This window comes from Nonomuraea purpurea (assembly GCF_042650645.1).
Taxonomy (GTDB): Bacteria; Actinomycetota; Actinomycetes; order Streptosporangiales; family Streptosporangiaceae; genus Nonomuraea; species Nonomuraea purpurea.
Genome location: NZ_JBHSBI010000029.1, coordinates 107,175 through 123,271, shown reverse-complemented (window position 1 = coordinate 123,271; position 16,097 = coordinate 107,175). Strand labels below are relative to the sequence as shown.

The following is a 16,097-nucleotide window of genomic DNA, read 5'->3' as shown; positions in this document are numbered from 1 at the left end:
TTCTGCTGCCGTCAGACCTCGGCCAGCAGCCCGGTCAGATAGTCGGCGATGCCCTGGACAGTGGGCCGCTGCCAGAACAGGGTGGCCGGCAGGCTCTGTCCCAGGCGCTTCTCCAGCCGCCGGCGGATCACCACCGTCATGACCGAGTCGAGTCCCTGCTCGGCGAGCGGGCGCCGGAGATGCAAGTCCGCGGCGGACAGCCGCATCTCCGTCGCGATCTGGCCGCGCACCTCGTCCAGCACGTGCTCGCGCAGCCGTTCGGGCGGCAGGTCGGCGAACGGCACGGCCTCCTCGGCCGCCCCTGGCCCGTCCTCGGCCGGCGGGGGCGCGTCGATCACCTGGTAGCGCAGACCGGCCACGCTCGCGAGCACGTGCCCCGCCTCGTCGGCGACCACGGCGTCGACCACGTCGGGCCGGTCCTGATCGAGCACCACCTCGACGGTCGCGGCCCGCGGCGGCGCGCCGGCCGTGACCATCTCCTCGATGTGGACCGCCATGCGCAGCAGCCGGACGCCCGGGAAGGCCGCCGGGGCTATGGACATCACCGCGTCCAGCGCCGGCGCCCAGGTGCTCGCGTCGGCGAAGGAAACGCGCGCCCGCAGGACGCCGTTGCCCGACAGCAGATTCTCGATGGTCCACTCGAACCCGGTCGACGGCACGCCGACCTCGGTCAACGCCCGGCGCACCAAGCCGGGGTCGGCCGGTTCCAAGCGATACTCCGCGGAGTCCACCAGCGAACCGGGCGCGTGCGAGGGTTGCTCGCCGACTCTGGCGTCGGCGTGGACGAGCCAGGCGGGATCCTCCCCGTCGTCGTCGCCGGCCATGCGTGACGCCAGCCGTACGGCATGGCCGTCGCGGACGACCTGGACCTCCCTGAGGTCAGCCGTCATCAGCGGGTGGCGCATCGCGAGCTCGGCCAGCACCGGCGATCGGCCGTCGCGCGCGGCCGCGTCGAGGAAGGTGACGGCGAACACGGCGGCGGGAACGATCTCCACGCCGTTCAGCGCGTGGCTGCCCGGATACGGGCGGCTCGCGTCGTCGAGCGCGGTCTGCCACACCAGCAGCGGGCTACCGGCGATGCTGGTCCGAGTGCCCAGCAGGCTGGCCGAGGCCACGCTGTGGCCGCGTCCCTTCACCCGCGTCCGCGGACCCGGCCGGTGCCAGTGCGTGCGGTGCCGCCACGGGTGGACCGGCAGCGTGGCCAGCTCGCCCTTCGGGTGCAGCGCCCGCCAGTCGACGGCGATCCCGTTGCAGTGGGCCTTGGCCACGGCGCTGAGGAAGGCACGCGCCTGCGGGTTGTTCCGGCGCAGAGTCGAGCCGACGAAGCCGTCCTCCACGCCGAGCTCGGCCAGCGTCTCGTGGATGGAGTGCGTCACCACCGGATGCGGGGAGATCTCCAGAAAGGCGTGGTGGCCGTCGGCGGCGGCCTCGCTGACGGCGTCGGCCAGGCGCACCGGGTTGCGGAGGTTCGCCGCCCAGTAGGCGCCGTCGGCCGTCATCGCCGCGCGCGGGTCCTCCAGAGCGGTGGTGTAGATCGGAATGCGGGCCTGCTTCGGCGTGAGGTCAGCCGCGGCGGCCATCAGGTCGGGAAGCAACGGGTCCATGTGAGGACTGTGGAAGGCCACGTCGGCGGGGACGCGGCGGACCCCGACGCCCTCTTCCGGCCACTGCTCGATCAGCGCCTCGATCGCGTCCCGGTCGCCGGACACCACCGTGGAGTGCGGCGAGGAGGCGATTCCCGCCACCACGTCCGTCCGGTCGCCGAGCCGCGCGGCGGCCTCCGCGAACGGCAGCGTGACCATCGCCATCGCCCCCTTGCCGGAGACCCGGCGCAGGAGCGCCGAACGCCGGCAGATCAGCCGGGCCCCTTCCTCCACCGTCAGGACCTCCGCGACGACGGCCGCGGCGATCTCGCCGACGGAGTGCCCGATGACGGCGTCCGGGCTCACCCCGCGAGACCGCCAGAGCGCGGCGAGCCCGAGCTGCATCGCGAAAATCATGGTCTGGATGCGGTCGACGTCGCCTAACGCGTCCTCCAGCAGCACCTGCCTCGGGGAGAACCCGATCTCCGTGCGGTAGATGGGCTCCAGGGTCTCGATCACCTGCGCGAACACCGGCTCGGCCAGCAGCTCGCGGCCCATGCCCGGCCACTGGGAGCCGTGCCCCGAGAAGACCCAGACCAGACTGGCGTCCTCGCCGGCGGGCGAACCCGCGACGACGCCGTCCGTGGGCTCCCCTGCGGCCAGTGCCCGCAGCTCCCTGACGAGCTCGTCGCGGCCGGCGGCCACCGCCACCGCTCGCTCGGCCAGGTGCGAGCGGCGCAGGGCCAGCGTGTGCCCGATGGAGGCCAGGTCCCCACCCTGCTCGATCTGGTCGGCCAGGGCCTCGGCCATGGGCCGGAGCGCGGACGGCGACGCGGCCGAGAGGGGGAAGAGCATCTCGGCTTCGGGGCTGGCTTCCCGCTGTGTCGCCGCCCGGGGTGGGGCCTGCTCCAGCACCACGTGCGCGACGGTCCCGCCGTACCCGAAGCCGGACACGCCCGCGCGACGCGGATGGCCGCGCTCGGGCCACGGGGTCTGGCCGGTCACCAGCTTCAGTCCCAGCCGGTCCCACTCGATCGCCGGGTTGATCTCGGTGGCCAGCACGGTGGACGGGATCTCGGCGCGGTCCAGCGCCAGGACCACCTTGATGACACCGGCGACGCCGGCCGCGCCCTCCAGGTGACCGATGTTCGACTTCACCGAGCCGACCAGGCAGGGACCCGTCTGGCCGGTGCCGTAGATGGCGCCGATCGCCGCCGCTTCCATCGGGTCGCCGAGCGGGGTCCCCGTCCCGTGGGCCTCGATGTAGTCCACCGTGCCCGGCTCGATCCCGGCAGCCCGCAGCGCGCCTGTCATGACGTGCTCCTGCGCCTGGCCGCACGGCGCCATGATCCCGTTGGTCCTGCCGTCCTGGTTGACCGCGCTGCCGCGCAGTACCGCCAGCACCCGGTCACCGTCCCGCTCGGCGTCGGCCAGGAGCTTCAGCACCACGACGCCGCAGCCCTCGCCGCGGCCGTAGCCGTCGGCGGAGGCGTCGAACGACTTGCTGCGCCCGTCGGGGGCCAGCGCTCCCGCGGCGTCGAGCGTGAGCGACTGTCCAGGCGAGACGAGCAGGTTGACGCCACCGGCGAGCGCCACGGCGCTCTCCCCCAGGCGCAGGCTCTGCGCCGCCAGGTGCAGGGTCACCAGCGAGGCGGAGCAGGCCGTGTCCACCGTCATGCTCGGCCCGCGCAGGTCCAGGGCGTGCGAAACGCGGTTGGAGACCGCGCAGTTCGCGGAGCCGATGCCGGTCCAGGCGTCGAGGCTCGGCAGGTCCTCCAGTTGCCGGCCGCCGTAGTCGTAGGTGCAGATGCCGGCGAAGACGCCCGTGTCGGTTCCGGCCAGTGCGCGGGGCGGGATGCCCGCGTGCTCCAGAGCCTGCCAGGCCACCTCAAGAAAGATCCGCTGCTGCGGGTCCATCAGCTCGGCCTCGCGCGGGGAGATACCGAAGAACTCCGCGTCGAAGCCATCGATCTCGCTCAGGAAGTTGCCCGCCCTGATGACCCGCCGCAGCGTGGTCGCGAACTCGGGCCCGAGGTCCCGGTAGCCGTCCCAGCGGCCTTCCGGCACCTCTCCCGTGGTGGTCTCGCCACGGGTCATCAGGTCCCAGAACGCGTCGGGCGAGTTGACGTCTCCTGGGAAACGGCAGCCGATGCCGATCACGGCGAGCGGTTGGTGAGCCGCCGGAAGCGGCTTGAGCGCAGTGGGCTCCACGGATGTCCTCCCTCTGCTGTCGGTTTTCTAGGCCCACGCGGTCCGCTCCAGGACCTGGACGATCGCGCAGGAAAGGACGAGGCCGGGCGCGGTTCCGAGCATCAGCATGTGCTCTCCCGGCTTCAGCTCGCCGGTGCGGACCAGGTGCTCGAAGGAGAGAATGTGGTCGCTCGCGCCGCAGTGCCCGATGGTGCGGCCGAATTCCCAGGTCGAACGCTCCATCGGCAGGTCCCACGCGGCCATGACACGCTGCTCGACGACCTCCCTGGAATAGTTCATGAAAGCCACCCGGGCGATGTCGCCCATCTGGATTCCCGACTCCTCCAGCGCCTGGCCGACCAGGGCCGTCAGCTGCTCGGGCATCGTGGCCATGGCCGCCGCCGCCGGGCTCTGAGTGGCGAACTGCTGGCCGATCCTGGCGCTGAAGTCCGTGGGCCGCCCGCGGGTGATGCTCGGCGGGAACAACGGCTCGTCACCGCGGTGCAGCGCCTCGGCCTCGGGGATCGTCTTGGAGCACACCGAGCGGAGCCGCGCGAACCCGGGCCCTTTGGTCAGCACGACGGCCGACGCGGCGTCACCGCCGATGAACCCGGGCCCCATCCGCCAGCGGTTGATCAGCGGCGTGCCGTAGTTGTCCGCGGCGACGAGCAGCGCACTGCCGCGCTCCGGTACGGCCAGCAGACAGCCCGCCGCCAACTCCATCGCGGCCATCATGCCGTTGCAGCCCTGCCGTATCTCCAGCGCGAGCAGGTCGCCGCCCACCAGGTGCCGCTGGAGGTAGGAGTGCGGCGGCCAGCCGTCCGGCCCCTGGTGCCAGGTGCTGGCGTACAGGAGGAGGTCGAACCCGAGAGGCGAACCGCCCCATCGCTTGACCGCCTGCTGCGCGGCGCGCAGGGCCATCTCCGGGGGCGGGATCTCGCCGGCGATCGCGGTCCCGCCGAGTTCGTGCATCTCGACGTCCTCGGAGGGATAGTGGCCGTTCGCGACGGCCCACTCCACGCTCACGGTCGGGGGCGTGAAGGTCCCAAGCGCGCCGACGAAGATACCTGGTGTGCGCACGAGCCCGTCTCCTCAGGGGATGATCTCCATCTGGGCCATCATTCCGAGCGCGGAATGCTCGGGGAAATGGCAGTGGTACATGTAACGGCCCAGGTAAGGGGTGTCGAAGGTCATCTGTATGCGTACCGACCCCAGCGGTGGCACGTAGACGGTGTCTTTGAGACCCGCATCCTCGGGCAGCGACGGGCCGGTGTCCCTGCCGAGCACCTGGAACTGCAGCAGGTGAGTATGGAAGGGGTGATCGAAGGGAAACGGGGACACGTCGGCGTTGACGATGTTCCAGATCTCCGTGGCGCCCTGCATGACCTGAATGTCCACCCGGTTGGGGTCGAACGGCCTGCCGTTGATCAGGCCGATGGGGGGCCTGAGCGACATGTCCATGCTCATGACCACCGTGCGTTCGACGGTGGCGGCGGCGAGCGCCGGCAGCGGGACCAGCACGTCGGGCACGCCGCTGCGATCGCGGCCGTCGGCCGGCGACACGTCGAAGCGCAGGATCGGGTTCTCCCCGTCGTACAGATACAGCGGGCCGTGCCCCACGTGCGGGGCGAAGTCCACGACGATCTCCACGCGCTCGCCCGAGGAGACCACCACCTCCGTCTGCTCCACCGGCGCGGGCAGGAGCCCGCCGTCCGATGCGATCTTCGTCAACGGCACGCCGCCGATGTTCAGCTGGTAGACGTGCTTGAGGGCGGAGTTGAGCAGCCGGAACCGGTACCTGCGCGCGGCGACCGGCAGGTACGGCTGCGCCTTGCCGTTCACCAGGGTGGTGGTCCGGTTGTCGGGGTGGCCGAAGACCAGGGCGCCGTTCTCGTCGAACTGCGCGTTGCGCAGCATGATGGGCACGTCGTACGCGCCCTCGGGCAGGTTGAACCGCCGTTCGGCCTTGTCCTCGATCAGGTAGAAGCCGTGCAGGCCGCGGTAGATGTGGTCGGCTTCCAGGCCATGCGTGTGGTCGTGATACCACAGCGTCGAGGCACGCTGCGCGTTCGGATATGCGTAGGCCCTCGTCTGCCCGGGAGCGATGAGGTCCATGGGGTGGCCGTCGTTCTCCGGCGAGACGTGGCCGCCGTGCAGGTGCACGTTGGTCGGCCGGTCCAGCTCGTTCGTGAAGGTCACCTGAGTCCGGCGGCCTTTCTCGGCCCGGATGGTGGGGCCGACGAACTGGCCGCCGTAGGTGAGCACGGGGGTGCGCAGGCCCGGGATCAGCTCCGCCTCGGCGGTCCTGATGGGCAGCGTGTAGATGTCGGTGTCCGCGGTCGTCTGCGACGGTGTGAGCGTCGCGGGCACGGGCATCCGCTGAGTGAACGGGGCGAACGTCACAGTGGTGGCGTCCGCCAGGGCGGCGCTCCCCATGTGGCCGGCGTGATGCCCGTTCGCGGTGGGCGTCAGCGGGGGCAGCAAGTCCCCGGTGAACGGCAGGACCGCGGCACCGCCCAGCACGGTGGCGCCGAGGGTGACGAAATGCCGTCGATTCAGCATACGGATTCCTCGTTCAGCGGGCCCGACCGATGCCCAGGGTGGGAACGGTTCTCAGGTACGAGCCGGTGACGGAGTCGAACAGGTCGTGGGCGTCGAACTTGCCCGGCGCCTCGCCGACGGGGGCCTTCGGCGTGTTGCCCGTGGCCATGAGCCCGGCCTGCTCTGCCGCCGGGAAGAGCTGGTCGAGGGCCGCCGCCGTGGAGCCGGCCGGACCGCCGCCGATGACCAAGACCGTGCTTGGCATTGAGCTCCAATCATAAAGCTGAAATAGTGCCGGCCGACCTAATGACTACTCACTCTACGGTCGGCGAAAATCCAGATCAATGGCGCCGGTAATATCTAGTAGAACGTCTAGTGTGCACCCTGTCCCCCGGCCCGGACGGCATCCTTTGCTATCGTTTTCTTACGACCCCTGCGAGGATGGCCATGGACAACATGTATGACCGGAGCCCGCTTTGGGATCGGTACGGCAGAACCCAGGTGACAAAAGAAGCCGTAGCGGATCTCGCCAACTTCAAGTCGAACGAGGTGAACTTCAAACTCGCGCTTTGGGATCCGCGAGTCAATGGCGTGCGATATCTGAAGACTTTGATTCACGCCCTGAGCTCCGGGCTGAGCGCGGCCAATTGGACGAGGCTCCGCAACATCCGCAACCGGACCCTGGGCAACCCCATCGCCATCAGGTACGACGGCGAGACGGTCTGCCTGGATTACCTGCAGGCCGTGTTCGAGGTGGAGTTCATGTCAGCCGGCGTCGAACTGGACGGCGCGGCGGTCGTGGAGATCGGCGCGGGTTACGGCCGGACCTGCCACGCGATGCTGTCCAATCACGATGTCGCCGATTACCACATCATCGACCTGGAGAATTTGCTGACGTTGTCCAGCGGCTACCTGCGCGCCGTTCTGGACGACGAGCAGTTCGCCAAGGTCCATTTCCATCCCGTGGCCGACGTGGCCGCCCTCTTTCGCGACCACCGCTTCGAGCTGTGCGTCAACATCGACTCATTCGCGGAGATGAACGCGGAGACGGCGCACGCCTATCTCGCCCGCATCGCGGAAAGCTGCCGCCACCTCTACGTGAACAATCCGGTCGGGAAGTATATGGACAAGAGCCTGGACGGCCACTCCCAAGGGAACGAGGTGGTCGCCCTGGCGCTGCGGACAGGACTTCTGCGCGACATCGTCGATATCCACGACAACCGGGCGGTCGAGGCCCAGTCGCGTAAGTTCGTCACCGCTTATCTGCCCGGCGACGACTGGCGCTGCGTCGCCGAGAGCCGGACCGTAGCGTGGCCGTACTACTGGCAGGCGCTCTACCGGAACGACAGATGACCCGGCCACTGATCACGGTGCTCGGCGCGTCCGGGTTCGTGGGTTCCGCAGTGCTGTCGGCGCTCGCCGAACGTCCCGTCACCGTGCGGGCCGTCGCGCGCAGGCCCGCGACGGTGTCGTGGACGGGCCGGGCCGACTTCGAGACGCGCGCGGCCGACCTGACCGTCGCCGGCAACCTCTCGGCCGCGGTGGCGGGCGCGGACGCGGTGGTCCATCTCGTGCTCGACACCGTGGGCTGGCGTGACGCCGACCCCCTCGCGAGCGCCCGGGTCAACGTGGGCGTGATGCGCGATCTCCTCGACTGTCTCCGGTCGTCGCCCCGGCGGGGGCGACCCCCCGTGGTCGCCTTCGCCGGTTCCGTCTCCCAGGTGGGCCCGGTGCTCAAGATGCCCATCGACGGCACCGAGCCCGATCGTCCCCAGACCGTTTACGACCGCCAGAAACAGTCGGCGGAGAATCTGCTCAAGCAGGCCTCGGGCGCGGGCGTCGTCCGGGGTCTCTCCCTGCGGCTGCCCACGGTGTTCGGCGGCGGCGGCGACCGGGGGGTCCTGGCGGCGATGGCGCGGCGGGCCCTGGCCGGCGAACCGATCAGCATGTGGCACGACGGGACGGTGGAAAGGGACCTGCTCCACGTCCGCGACGTGGCCGACGCCTTCGTCGCGGCGCTCGATCACGCCGACGCCCTGACCGGCCGGCACTGGCTGCTCGGGCGCGGCCGTAGCACGCCGATCGGCGAGGTCTTCAGGATGATCGCCGAACTGGCGTCCGCGCACACCGGGCGGCCGCCCGTCCCGGTGGTCTCCGTCCCGCCGCCGGCCGACGCCCCGGGCACCGACTTCGCCGGCGTGTCGGTGGACGCCTCGGCCTTCCGCTCGGTCACGGGATGGCGCCCCAGGCTGCCCCTGGACGAGGCGCTCACCATGATGACGCGGGCTCTTGCCGAAAGTGCGCGGTAAGTTCGCGGCAGCGCCGGTAGTCGGGCAGCATGCCCGCGCTCCGGGCCTGTTCGAGGCTCGGTGCCGCCCGGTCACGGTCGGACAGGATGCCCCCGGCGCCGTCGGGCAGGGGAAGCCGCAGTGCGGGGTCGAAGGGCGACAGCGCCAGCTCGTTCTCCGGCACGTACTCCTGGGACAGGGTGTAGGACATCATGCTGTCGTCCTCCAGCGCGACGAACAGGTGGCCGACGCCCACGGGAAGGTAGAGGGAGGCACGGTTGGCGGCGTCGAGGGTGACGCTGTCCCACCGCCCGAACGTGGGAGAACCGACCCGCACGTCCACGACCACGTCCAGCACCCGCCCCCGGGGACAGCAGACGAGCTTGGCCGTGCCCGGCGGGGTGGCCGTGAAGTGCACACCCCGCACGACGCCCCTGCGGGAGACGCTGTAGCTGATCTGGCCCACCGGGAACAACGGATGCCCGACCGTCTCGGCGAACACCGACTTCAGGAACGGCGAGAGGAAGAAGCCCCGCTCATCCGGGTAGACGGCCGATGCGAAGACGAAGGCGCCCTCGACCGCCAGCTCACGCGCCTGCAACGTGGACCTCGGGAACATAGAGGATCCACTGGCCGCCCGCCCTGCGGAACTCCTGCTCCTTGGCCATGATCTCCTCGGCGTGGTTCCAGGCGAACAGCAGCGCGTAGTCGGCGGGTTCGGCGGCGAAGGCGTCCGGCGGCCGGATGGGGATGTGCATCCCCGGCGTCAGCCGTCCCTGCTTGGCCGGCGTCGTGTCGCACACCCACGCCACCAGGTCGGGGCCGATGCCGCAGAAGTTGGTCACGGTGGCGCTCTTGGCCGTCGCGCCGTACGCGACGACTGTCTTCCCCTCGTCCTTCAGCCGGCGCAGCAGGCCGACCAGATTGTCGCGGATGTCGTTGATTTCAGCGACGAAGCGGCGCAGCCGGTGCAGGTCCGACAGGCCGCGCGCATCCTCCTCGGCGATCAGCCGCGCAAGAGCCTCCGAGGGGCGGCGCGCGCCGCCGCGGGCGATCGTGTAGCGCACCTCGCCGCCGTGCACCGGCAGCCGCTCGACGTCGATCAGCTCGAACCCGAAGCGCGCCGCCGCCGCCTGCACCGATCGCGCGGTGAAAAAGAAGAAGTGCTCGTCGTAGATCTGGTCGAAGGACCTCTTCTCCAGAATGTCGCCCAGGTAGGGGTCTTCGAAGACGAAGACGCCGTCGGGGGCGAGCAGCGCGTCGACGCCGCGGAAGACCGACTTCAGGTAGGGGATGTGGCAGATCGTGTTGGCTCCGTAGATGACGTCGGCGAAGCCCTCGCTCCGGTGGACCTCGATCGCGTTCGCCTCTTCGAAGAAGTCACCGCGCACCCGCAGGCCGCTTGCCCGCGCCACGTCGGCCACCTTGCCCGACGGCTCGAATCCCAGGTGCCGGACGCCCGCCTCGTGGATGGTGCGCAGCAGCACCCCGTCGTTGGAGCCGATCTCGACGATGAAGGGGTCTTGTCCGGTCAGCTCGGTTTGCAGAAAGCGGCGCGCAGTGCCCTCGAAGTGCTTCTGCATCACCGACGAGCCGGAGGAGTAGTACGGGTAGTCCTCGTGAAACATCTTCTCCCGCGGCACCTCCTCCATGAGCTGCACCATCGTGCAGGCCTCGCACACGCCGACGGCGAGGCGATATAAGAACTCGCCGGGCAGGCCGGGCTCGCTCTGGAAGTGGTCGGAAAGCGGCTGGCGGCCGAGGTCGAGGAACTCCACGACGTCGCCGTCGCACACCCGGCACGTGCTCATCACGATCTCCTTCGGTTTCACAGTGTCGGCGGCACCTCACGCAGAGCGTCGGTGGACATCGACGGATACATGGGAAGGGAGAAGACGTCTTTGGCCAGTCGCTCAGTGACCCATCCCGGTATCCGGGACGCGCGAACCCCGACATCGTAGGGACTGGCCGTGGACGGCTGATATTCAGCGTCACTCAGCTTCTCGGCATACTGTGCGGCACCCGGCGGCGGCCCTCGATGTATCGGCCGATGAGTTTCCGCCGCAGTATTTCCGCCCGTAGCTCATCCAAGCGACTGTTGTGGCCGGGTGCCCTGGCCCCATAATAACCTCCATCCATCCCGCAAAAGCCAGACGAGCCCTTCCTGCCACGCGGACCGCTCCGCGAAGCCCCGGCACAGAGCACCATAAAATATGCCTGCGGGCCGATTTGAAAGCATCCAATTGGAGATGATCGAGAAGTCTAGGAAAAACACTTGACCTTACCGAGGCGTTGCGCGACGACCGGTCGGTTGAATATACATTTAGCCGACCCGGATCGGAGGACCTGTGAAGATACTGTTTGTCGCCGGACCGACGAAGTCGAGCGTATTCGGCCTCGCTCCCCTCGCGACCGCCGCCCAGGCGCGCGGCCATCGCATCATCCTCGCCTCCTCGCTGGAGGGCGTCTCCGCGGCCGTGGGCATCGGCGTGCCGGCGTACTCGATGACTTCGCTGACCCTGACGGAGCTGATGACGCTGGATCGCGCGGGCAATGACCTGCGCATCCCGCAGAACGAGGCGGAGCTGCCGCTCTTCCTCGGCGGCATGTTCGGGCGGATGGCCGCCGCCGGCTTCGACCGCCTGCACGACCTGGTGACCGACTGGCGGCCCGACCTCATCGTCGGCGGCCCGCATTCCTACGTCGCGCCCATGCTCGCCGGCCCGCTCGGCGTGCCCTGCGTACGGCACTTGCTGACCGGGAACACGGTCGACAGGGAAGGCGTCCACCCCGGCGTGGAGGAGGAGCTCCGCCCCGAGCTGGACAAACTGAAACTCGATCACGTCCCCGCCTTCGACCTGGCCGTCGACATCTTCCCGGCGAGCCTGCTGCCCGAGGGCGCCGGCCCTGTGCAGCCATTGCGGTGGACCCCGATGAACGAGCAGCGTCCGCTCGAACCGTGGATGTTCAGCCAGGGAGAACGCCGCAGGGTGGTGGTGACCGCAGGCAGCCTCGCGACCACCGACCACAACTTCGGCTTCCTCCTCGGCCTCGTCGACGCCTTCTCGGCCCTGGACGTGGAGGTGGTGATCGCGGCGCCGGACGAGGTGGCCGAAGGGTTGCGCGACGAGCGCGGCGTCGCCCACGCCGGCTGGTTCCCGCTGGATGTGGTGCTGCACACCTGCGACCTGATCGTCCACCACTCCGGCACCATGACCGCGCTGGCCGCGCTGCACGCCGGGGTGCCGCAGCTGATCATCCCGCAGGAGAGCAGGTTCATCGAGTGGGCGCAGATGCTGGCCGCCGCGCACGCCGCGATCACGCTGCCGCCCGGAGAGGACACCCCTGACGTCCTGGCCGCCGCCGGCCGGGAACTGCTGAGCGACCCCCGATACGTCCGGGGAGCGGGCGAGATCGCCAGGGAGATCGCCGAAATGCCCGCGCCCACCGACGTCGTCGGCGTCCTGGAAGAGCTCGTGAAAGCCTAGGAGTGGCATGCGTGTGCTCGTGACCGGCGGATGCGGGTTCATAGGTTCACACCTGACGGACGCGTTGTTCGAGCGGGGAGACGCCGTAACCGTTCTCGACGACCTGTCCACCGGCCTGGCCGGACGGGTGAACCCGCAGGTCACCGTCCACCGACAGTCGATCGCGGACGCCGCGGCGCTCACCGGCGTGGTCCAGCGGGTCCGCCCGGCCGTGATCTGCCATCTGGCGGCCCAGCCCGACGTGCGGGTCTCGGTCGCCGCGCCCGCGGCGGACGCGGGGATCAACGTGGTCGGCACCGTCAACGTGCTGGAGGCCGCGCGCGCGGTCGGCGCCAGGGTCGTCTTCGCCTCCACCGGCGGCGCCCTGTACGGCACCACCACCGTGAGCCCTTCCCCCGAAGAGCTCACGCCGAGGCCCGAGTCCCCCTACGGCACCGCCAAATACTGCGCCGAGCAGTACATCGGCCTCTACAACAGGTTGTACGGCACCGGTCACGCCGTGCTCCGGCTCGGCAACGTCTACGGCCCGCGCCAGGACCCGTCGGGAGAGGCCGGCGTCGTGGCGATCTTCTGCGGCCAGATCCTGCGCGAGCAACGGCCGACCGTGTACGGCGACGGCAGGCAGACCCGCGACTACGTCTACGTCGGCGACATCGTCGAGGCGTTCCTCGCCGCGATCGAGCATGGGGGCCCCGGGGTGTGGAACATCGGCACCGGGACCCCGGCCACCGTCTTGGACGTGCTGGAGGTCATCGGGCGGGTCGCCGGCCGTACCCCGGAGCCGTTGTTCGCCCGCCCCCGCGCCGGTGAACTGCTGCACTCCGCGCTGGAGGTGAGCAGCGCGGCCGCCGAGCTGAAATGGCGCACCCGCACCTCCCTCGATGAAGGGATCGCCCAGGTTTACTCATGGGCGGCGGCCGACAGCCCCGTGCGCGCCCAGCGCTAATATTTTGGGGTTTTCCTCAGTTTCCCGGAGATTTCCTCCGCGTACAGTGATGCTATGTCTTCATCGGGAAAGGTAGTTCTTTGACGAGCGCGCCGGAACGATCCCGTCACCTTTATCGAGAGATGCGCCTGATCCGCGAATTCGAAGAACTCTGCCTTGAAATGGCCCTTTCCGGGGAACTTGTGGGTGGAATTCATCCGTACATCGGCCAGGAAGCGGTAGCGGTGGGCGTGTGCTCCCGCCTGGCCGTGAACGACGTCATCACCAGCACCCACCGGGGACACGGGCATGTGTTGGCCAAAGGGGCCGATCCGAAGCGGATGCTGGCCGAGCTGTGCGGCAGCACCGAGGGCCTCAACCACGGCCGCGGCGGCTCGATGCACGCGGCCGACGTCAGCTTGGGGATCTTCGGCGCGAACGGGATCGTGGGAGCGGGCGCGCCCATCGCGGTCGGCGCGGCGTGGGCGGCCAGACGGGCCGGCCGCGATCAGGTGGCGGTGAGCTTCTTCGGAGACGGGGCGCTGAGCCAGGGGGTCGTGCTGGAGGCGTTCAACCTGGCCGCGCTCTGGTCGCTGCCGGTCGTGTTCGTCTGCGAGAACAACGGGTACGCGACCAGCCTGCCGGTCACCGCGGGACTGGCGGGCGATCCGGTGCGGCGGGCCGCCGGCTTCGGCGTCACAGCGCGCGCGGTCGACGGCATGGACGTCGAGGCGGTGGCCGAGGCGGCGTCCGAGGCGGTCGACGGCTGCCGACGCGGCGCCGGCCCCTACTTCCTGGAGTGCCGGACCTACCGCTTCAACGGTCACCACTCCTACGAGCACCAGGTGGGACTCAACTACCGCGACGACGACGAGGTCGCCCGCTGGCGGGATCGCGATCCGCTGACGCTGCAGGCCGGCCGCCTCCCGGCAGATGTCGTCGAGGCCGCGGACGAGGAGATCGCCGCACTCCTCGCCGACGCCGTGGCGTTCGCCCGATCGAGCCCGGCGCCGGATCCAGGAGACGCGCTGCGCTACCTCTACGCCAATCCGATGGGAACGCGGACCGGGGCGGTGCTCTGATGACGCATCTGACATACATCGGCGCGCTGCACCAGGCGCTGCACGACGAGATGGGCCGCGACGAGCGGGTGTGCGTCTTCGGGGAGGACGTACGGCTCGGCCTGACCGGCATCACGTCAGGGCTGGCCGCCGCCCACGGCGAGGACCGCGTGGTCGACATGCCGCTGTCGGAACAGGGCTTCACCAGCCTCGCGACCGGCGCGGCGATGGCGGGCCAGCGCCCGGTCGTGGACTACCAGATCCCGTCCCTGCTGTACCTGGTGTTCGAGCAGATCGCCAACCAGGCGCACAAGTTCTCCCTGATGACCGGCGGCCAGGTGAGCGTTCCCGTCACCTACCTGGTGCCCGGCTCGGGCTCGCGCTCCGGCATGGCCGGGCAGCACTCCGACCATCCCTACAGTCTCTTCGCGCACGTGGGGATCAAGACCGTCGTGCCGGCGACGCCGTCGGACGCCTATGGCCTGATGCTGTCGGCGATCCGCGACCCCGACCCCGTCGCCGTGTTCGTCCCCACGTTCCTGATGGGGGCGGCCGAGGAGATCACCGGAGAGCTGGGGCCGGTTCCGCTCGGCAGCGCCAGGGTCCACCGCGAGGGCACCGACGTCACCGTGGTCGCCGTCGGTCACCTGGTGCAGACCGCCCTGCAGGTCGCGGCCGAGCTGGCCGACGAGGCCTCGATCGAGGTCGTCGACCCCAGGACCGTCTACCCGATCGACTGGGCGACGCTGGGCACGTCCGTCGCGAAGACCGGGCGGTTGGTGGTGATGGACGACTCCAACCGCGCGTGCGGCCTGGGCGGCGAGATCGTGGCCACGGCGGCTGAGGAGTTCGCGCTGGTCACCGCGCCGAAGCGGGTGTCACGGCCGGACGGGGCGGTCATCCCGTACGCGCTCGCACTGGATCACGCACTGCTGCCCAGCGCGCAACAGCTCATCGGAGCCCTTCGCGCCGTACTGAAGTGACAGCCGGCGTCATGAAGGACTGACCGTCACACCGGTTCCGTACCGGCCGCCGGTCGTGGACCCCGCGTGGCCATGCGAGCTCGTCGCCGTCGGCAAGCCGCGGACAATGGTGAAAGCGCTGCGCTGGAATTCCGCCGGGGAAGCTCACCCGCGCTACTCCCCGCACGCAAAAAGCTCCGGCCACAGACGATACACGGGGCCAGGATATCGGTCGCGATTTTGCGCCGGAGAATAGGGAATCAACTAGTGATTCCCGACTACGGTCGATTATTCAATAATCGCCGTGCAAGACTCGCCACGATGCCCTGATGATGCTGGAGCGAGTTGCCGTGACTGGATACAGCGCCACCGCGTTGGACGTCGGCGGAGTCATTTACTATGACGAACCTTTCGAGCTGGCCTGGCTCCAGGGCACGTTCGAACGGCTGTGCGCCACCGACCCGGGAATGACTCTCGGGACTTTCACCGAACAGGTCGATCGGCACTACTCGGGTGATGAGATCCTCACCCGTTCCGAGGAGGCGGCGGAGAGCTGGATGCGCGTCCGCGGCGCCTGGAGCGAACTGGCCCAGGAGATTCCCGGGGCGGTGCGGGCCATCGCCGAGCTGTCCCGGGAGACGCGCACGGTCATCGTGGCCAACCAGCCGCCGGAGTGCGCCGGCGTCCTTTCGGCCTGGGGGGTCGGCGCCGCCTGCGAGGCGGTGTTCCTCGACTCGCTCGTGGGGGTGGCCAAGCCTGACCCGGCGCTGCTCGGGATGGCTCTGGACCACCTCGGCCTGCCTCCGGCCGACCTGCTGGTGGTGGGCAACCGGGTCGACCACGACGTCCTGCCCGCACTGGGCCTGGGGTGTGCCGTGGCCTTCGTCATGGAGGACGCGGGTTACCGCCGCCCATCTGGGGTGCATCCGGATCTGGACAGGGCGTATCGCGCGATCCGCTCGTCCAGGCCCGTTCCCACCGAGGGAGAGCGGGTCACGATCATCCCCTCCCTGGCCGAGCTGAGTACACGGGTCTGACTGACCGAGAGGAAGGAGCGCA

The 16,097-nt window shown here is 69.6% G+C and carries 13 protein-coding genes; 7 read left to right on the top strand and 6 right to left on the bottom strand.

Going from position 1 to position 16,097, the window contains the following annotated elements; translation table 11 throughout:
* Positions 1 to 11: 11 nt before the first annotated feature.
* Genes ACFOY2_RS41285 through ACFOY2_RS41270 form a run of 4 tightly spaced genes read right to left on the bottom strand, consistent with a single transcriptional unit; the run spans position 12 to position 6,579 of the window.
* A complete protein-coding gene (locus ACFOY2_RS41285; RefSeq protein WP_379533570.1) occupies positions 12 to 3,794 on the bottom strand; it encodes a type I polyketide synthase in 3,783 nt (1,260 codons plus the stop codon).
* A gap of 27 nt (positions 3,795 to 3,821) precedes the next feature.
* Positions 3,822 to 4,853 carry a ketoacyl-ACP synthase III family protein gene (locus tag ACFOY2_RS41280; protein WP_379533569.1) on the bottom strand — a complete coding sequence of 344 codons (1,032 nt, stop codon included), beginning with the start codon at positions 4,851 to 4,853 and terminating at the stop codon, positions 3,822 to 3,824.
* A gap of 12 nt (positions 4,854 to 4,865) precedes the next feature.
* Complete coding sequence (locus ACFOY2_RS41275; RefSeq protein WP_379533568.1) at positions 4,866 to 6,335, bottom strand: multicopper oxidase family protein; 1,470 nt, start codon at positions 6,333 to 6,335, stop codon at positions 4,866 to 4,868.
* Positions 6,336 to 6,348: 13 nt separating this feature from the next.
* A complete protein-coding gene (locus ACFOY2_RS41270) occupies positions 6,349 to 6,579 on the bottom strand; it encodes a hypothetical protein (RefSeq protein ID WP_379533567.1) in 231 nt (76 codons plus the stop codon).
* Between the two features lie 182 nt (positions 6,580 to 6,761).
* Between ACFOY2_RS41270 and ACFOY2_RS41265 the strand changes: the two genes are divergently transcribed.
* Together ACFOY2_RS41265 and ACFOY2_RS41260 are read left to right on the top strand one after the other, a co-directional pair.
* The gene (locus ACFOY2_RS41265; protein ID WP_379533566.1) at positions 6,762 to 7,667 is read left to right on the top strand and encodes a putative sugar O-methyltransferase; all 906 of its coding nucleotides are present in this window, start codon (positions 6,762 to 6,764) and stop codon (positions 7,665 to 7,667) included.
* A complete protein-coding gene (locus ACFOY2_RS41260; RefSeq protein WP_379533565.1) occupies positions 7,664 to 8,623 on the top strand; it encodes an NAD-dependent epimerase/dehydratase in 960 nt (319 codons plus the stop codon). The genes ACFOY2_RS41265 and ACFOY2_RS41260 overlap by 4 nt, the downstream gene beginning before the upstream one ends.
* Here ACFOY2_RS41260 and ACFOY2_RS41255 read toward each other — a convergent pair.
* Together ACFOY2_RS41255 and ACFOY2_RS41250 are read right to left on the bottom strand one after the other, a co-directional pair.
* On the bottom strand, positions 8,583 to 9,221 hold the full coding sequence (locus tag ACFOY2_RS41255) for a dTDP-4-dehydrorhamnose 3,5-epimerase family protein (protein WP_379533564.1): 639 nt from the start codon (positions 9,219 to 9,221) through the stop codon (positions 8,583 to 8,585). The genes ACFOY2_RS41260 and ACFOY2_RS41255 overlap by 41 nt on opposite strands.
* Positions 9,190 to 10,413: a methyltransferase domain-containing protein gene (locus tag ACFOY2_RS41250; RefSeq protein ID WP_379533563.1), complete on the bottom strand. Its 1,224-nt coding sequence runs from the start codon at positions 10,411 to 10,413 to the stop codon at positions 9,190 to 9,192. The genes ACFOY2_RS41255 and ACFOY2_RS41250 overlap by 32 nt, the downstream gene beginning before the upstream one ends.
* A 537-nt stretch (positions 10,414 to 10,950) precedes the next feature.
* On the opposite strand from ACFOY2_RS41250, the gene ACFOY2_RS41245 reads away from it, so the two are divergent.
* The 5 genes from ACFOY2_RS41245 (at position 10,951) to ACFOY2_RS41225 (ending at position 16,075) form a co-directional block, all read left to right on the top strand.
* A complete protein-coding gene (locus tag ACFOY2_RS41245; protein ID WP_379533562.1) occupies positions 10,951 to 12,090 on the top strand; it encodes a glycosyltransferase in 1,140 nt (379 codons plus the stop codon).
* A gap of 7 nt (positions 12,091 to 12,097) precedes the next feature.
* Positions 12,098 to 13,036: an NAD-dependent epimerase/dehydratase family protein gene (locus ACFOY2_RS41240; RefSeq protein WP_379533561.1), complete on the top strand. Its 939-nt coding sequence runs from the start codon at positions 12,098 to 12,100 to the stop codon at positions 13,034 to 13,036.
* A 122-nt stretch (positions 13,037 to 13,158) separates the two neighbouring features.
* Positions 13,159 to 14,097 carry a thiamine pyrophosphate-dependent dehydrogenase E1 component subunit alpha gene (locus ACFOY2_RS41235; RefSeq protein ID WP_379533560.1) on the top strand — a complete coding sequence of 313 codons (939 nt, stop codon included), beginning with the start codon at positions 13,159 to 13,161 and terminating at the stop codon, positions 14,095 to 14,097.
* Positions 14,097 to 15,059 (top strand): alpha-ketoacid dehydrogenase subunit beta, encoded by a 963-nt coding sequence (locus ACFOY2_RS41230; RefSeq protein ID WP_379533559.1) that lies wholly within the window; start codon positions 14,097 to 14,099, stop codon positions 15,057 to 15,059. The genes ACFOY2_RS41235 and ACFOY2_RS41230 overlap by 1 nt, the downstream gene beginning before the upstream one ends.
* Before the next feature lie 329 nt (positions 15,060 to 15,388).
* Positions 15,389 to 16,075 (top strand): HAD family hydrolase, encoded by a 687-nt coding sequence (locus ACFOY2_RS41225; RefSeq protein ID WP_379533558.1) that lies wholly within the window; start codon positions 15,389 to 15,391, stop codon positions 16,073 to 16,075.
* The last annotated feature ends 22 nt before the right edge of the window (positions 16,076 to 16,097 follow it).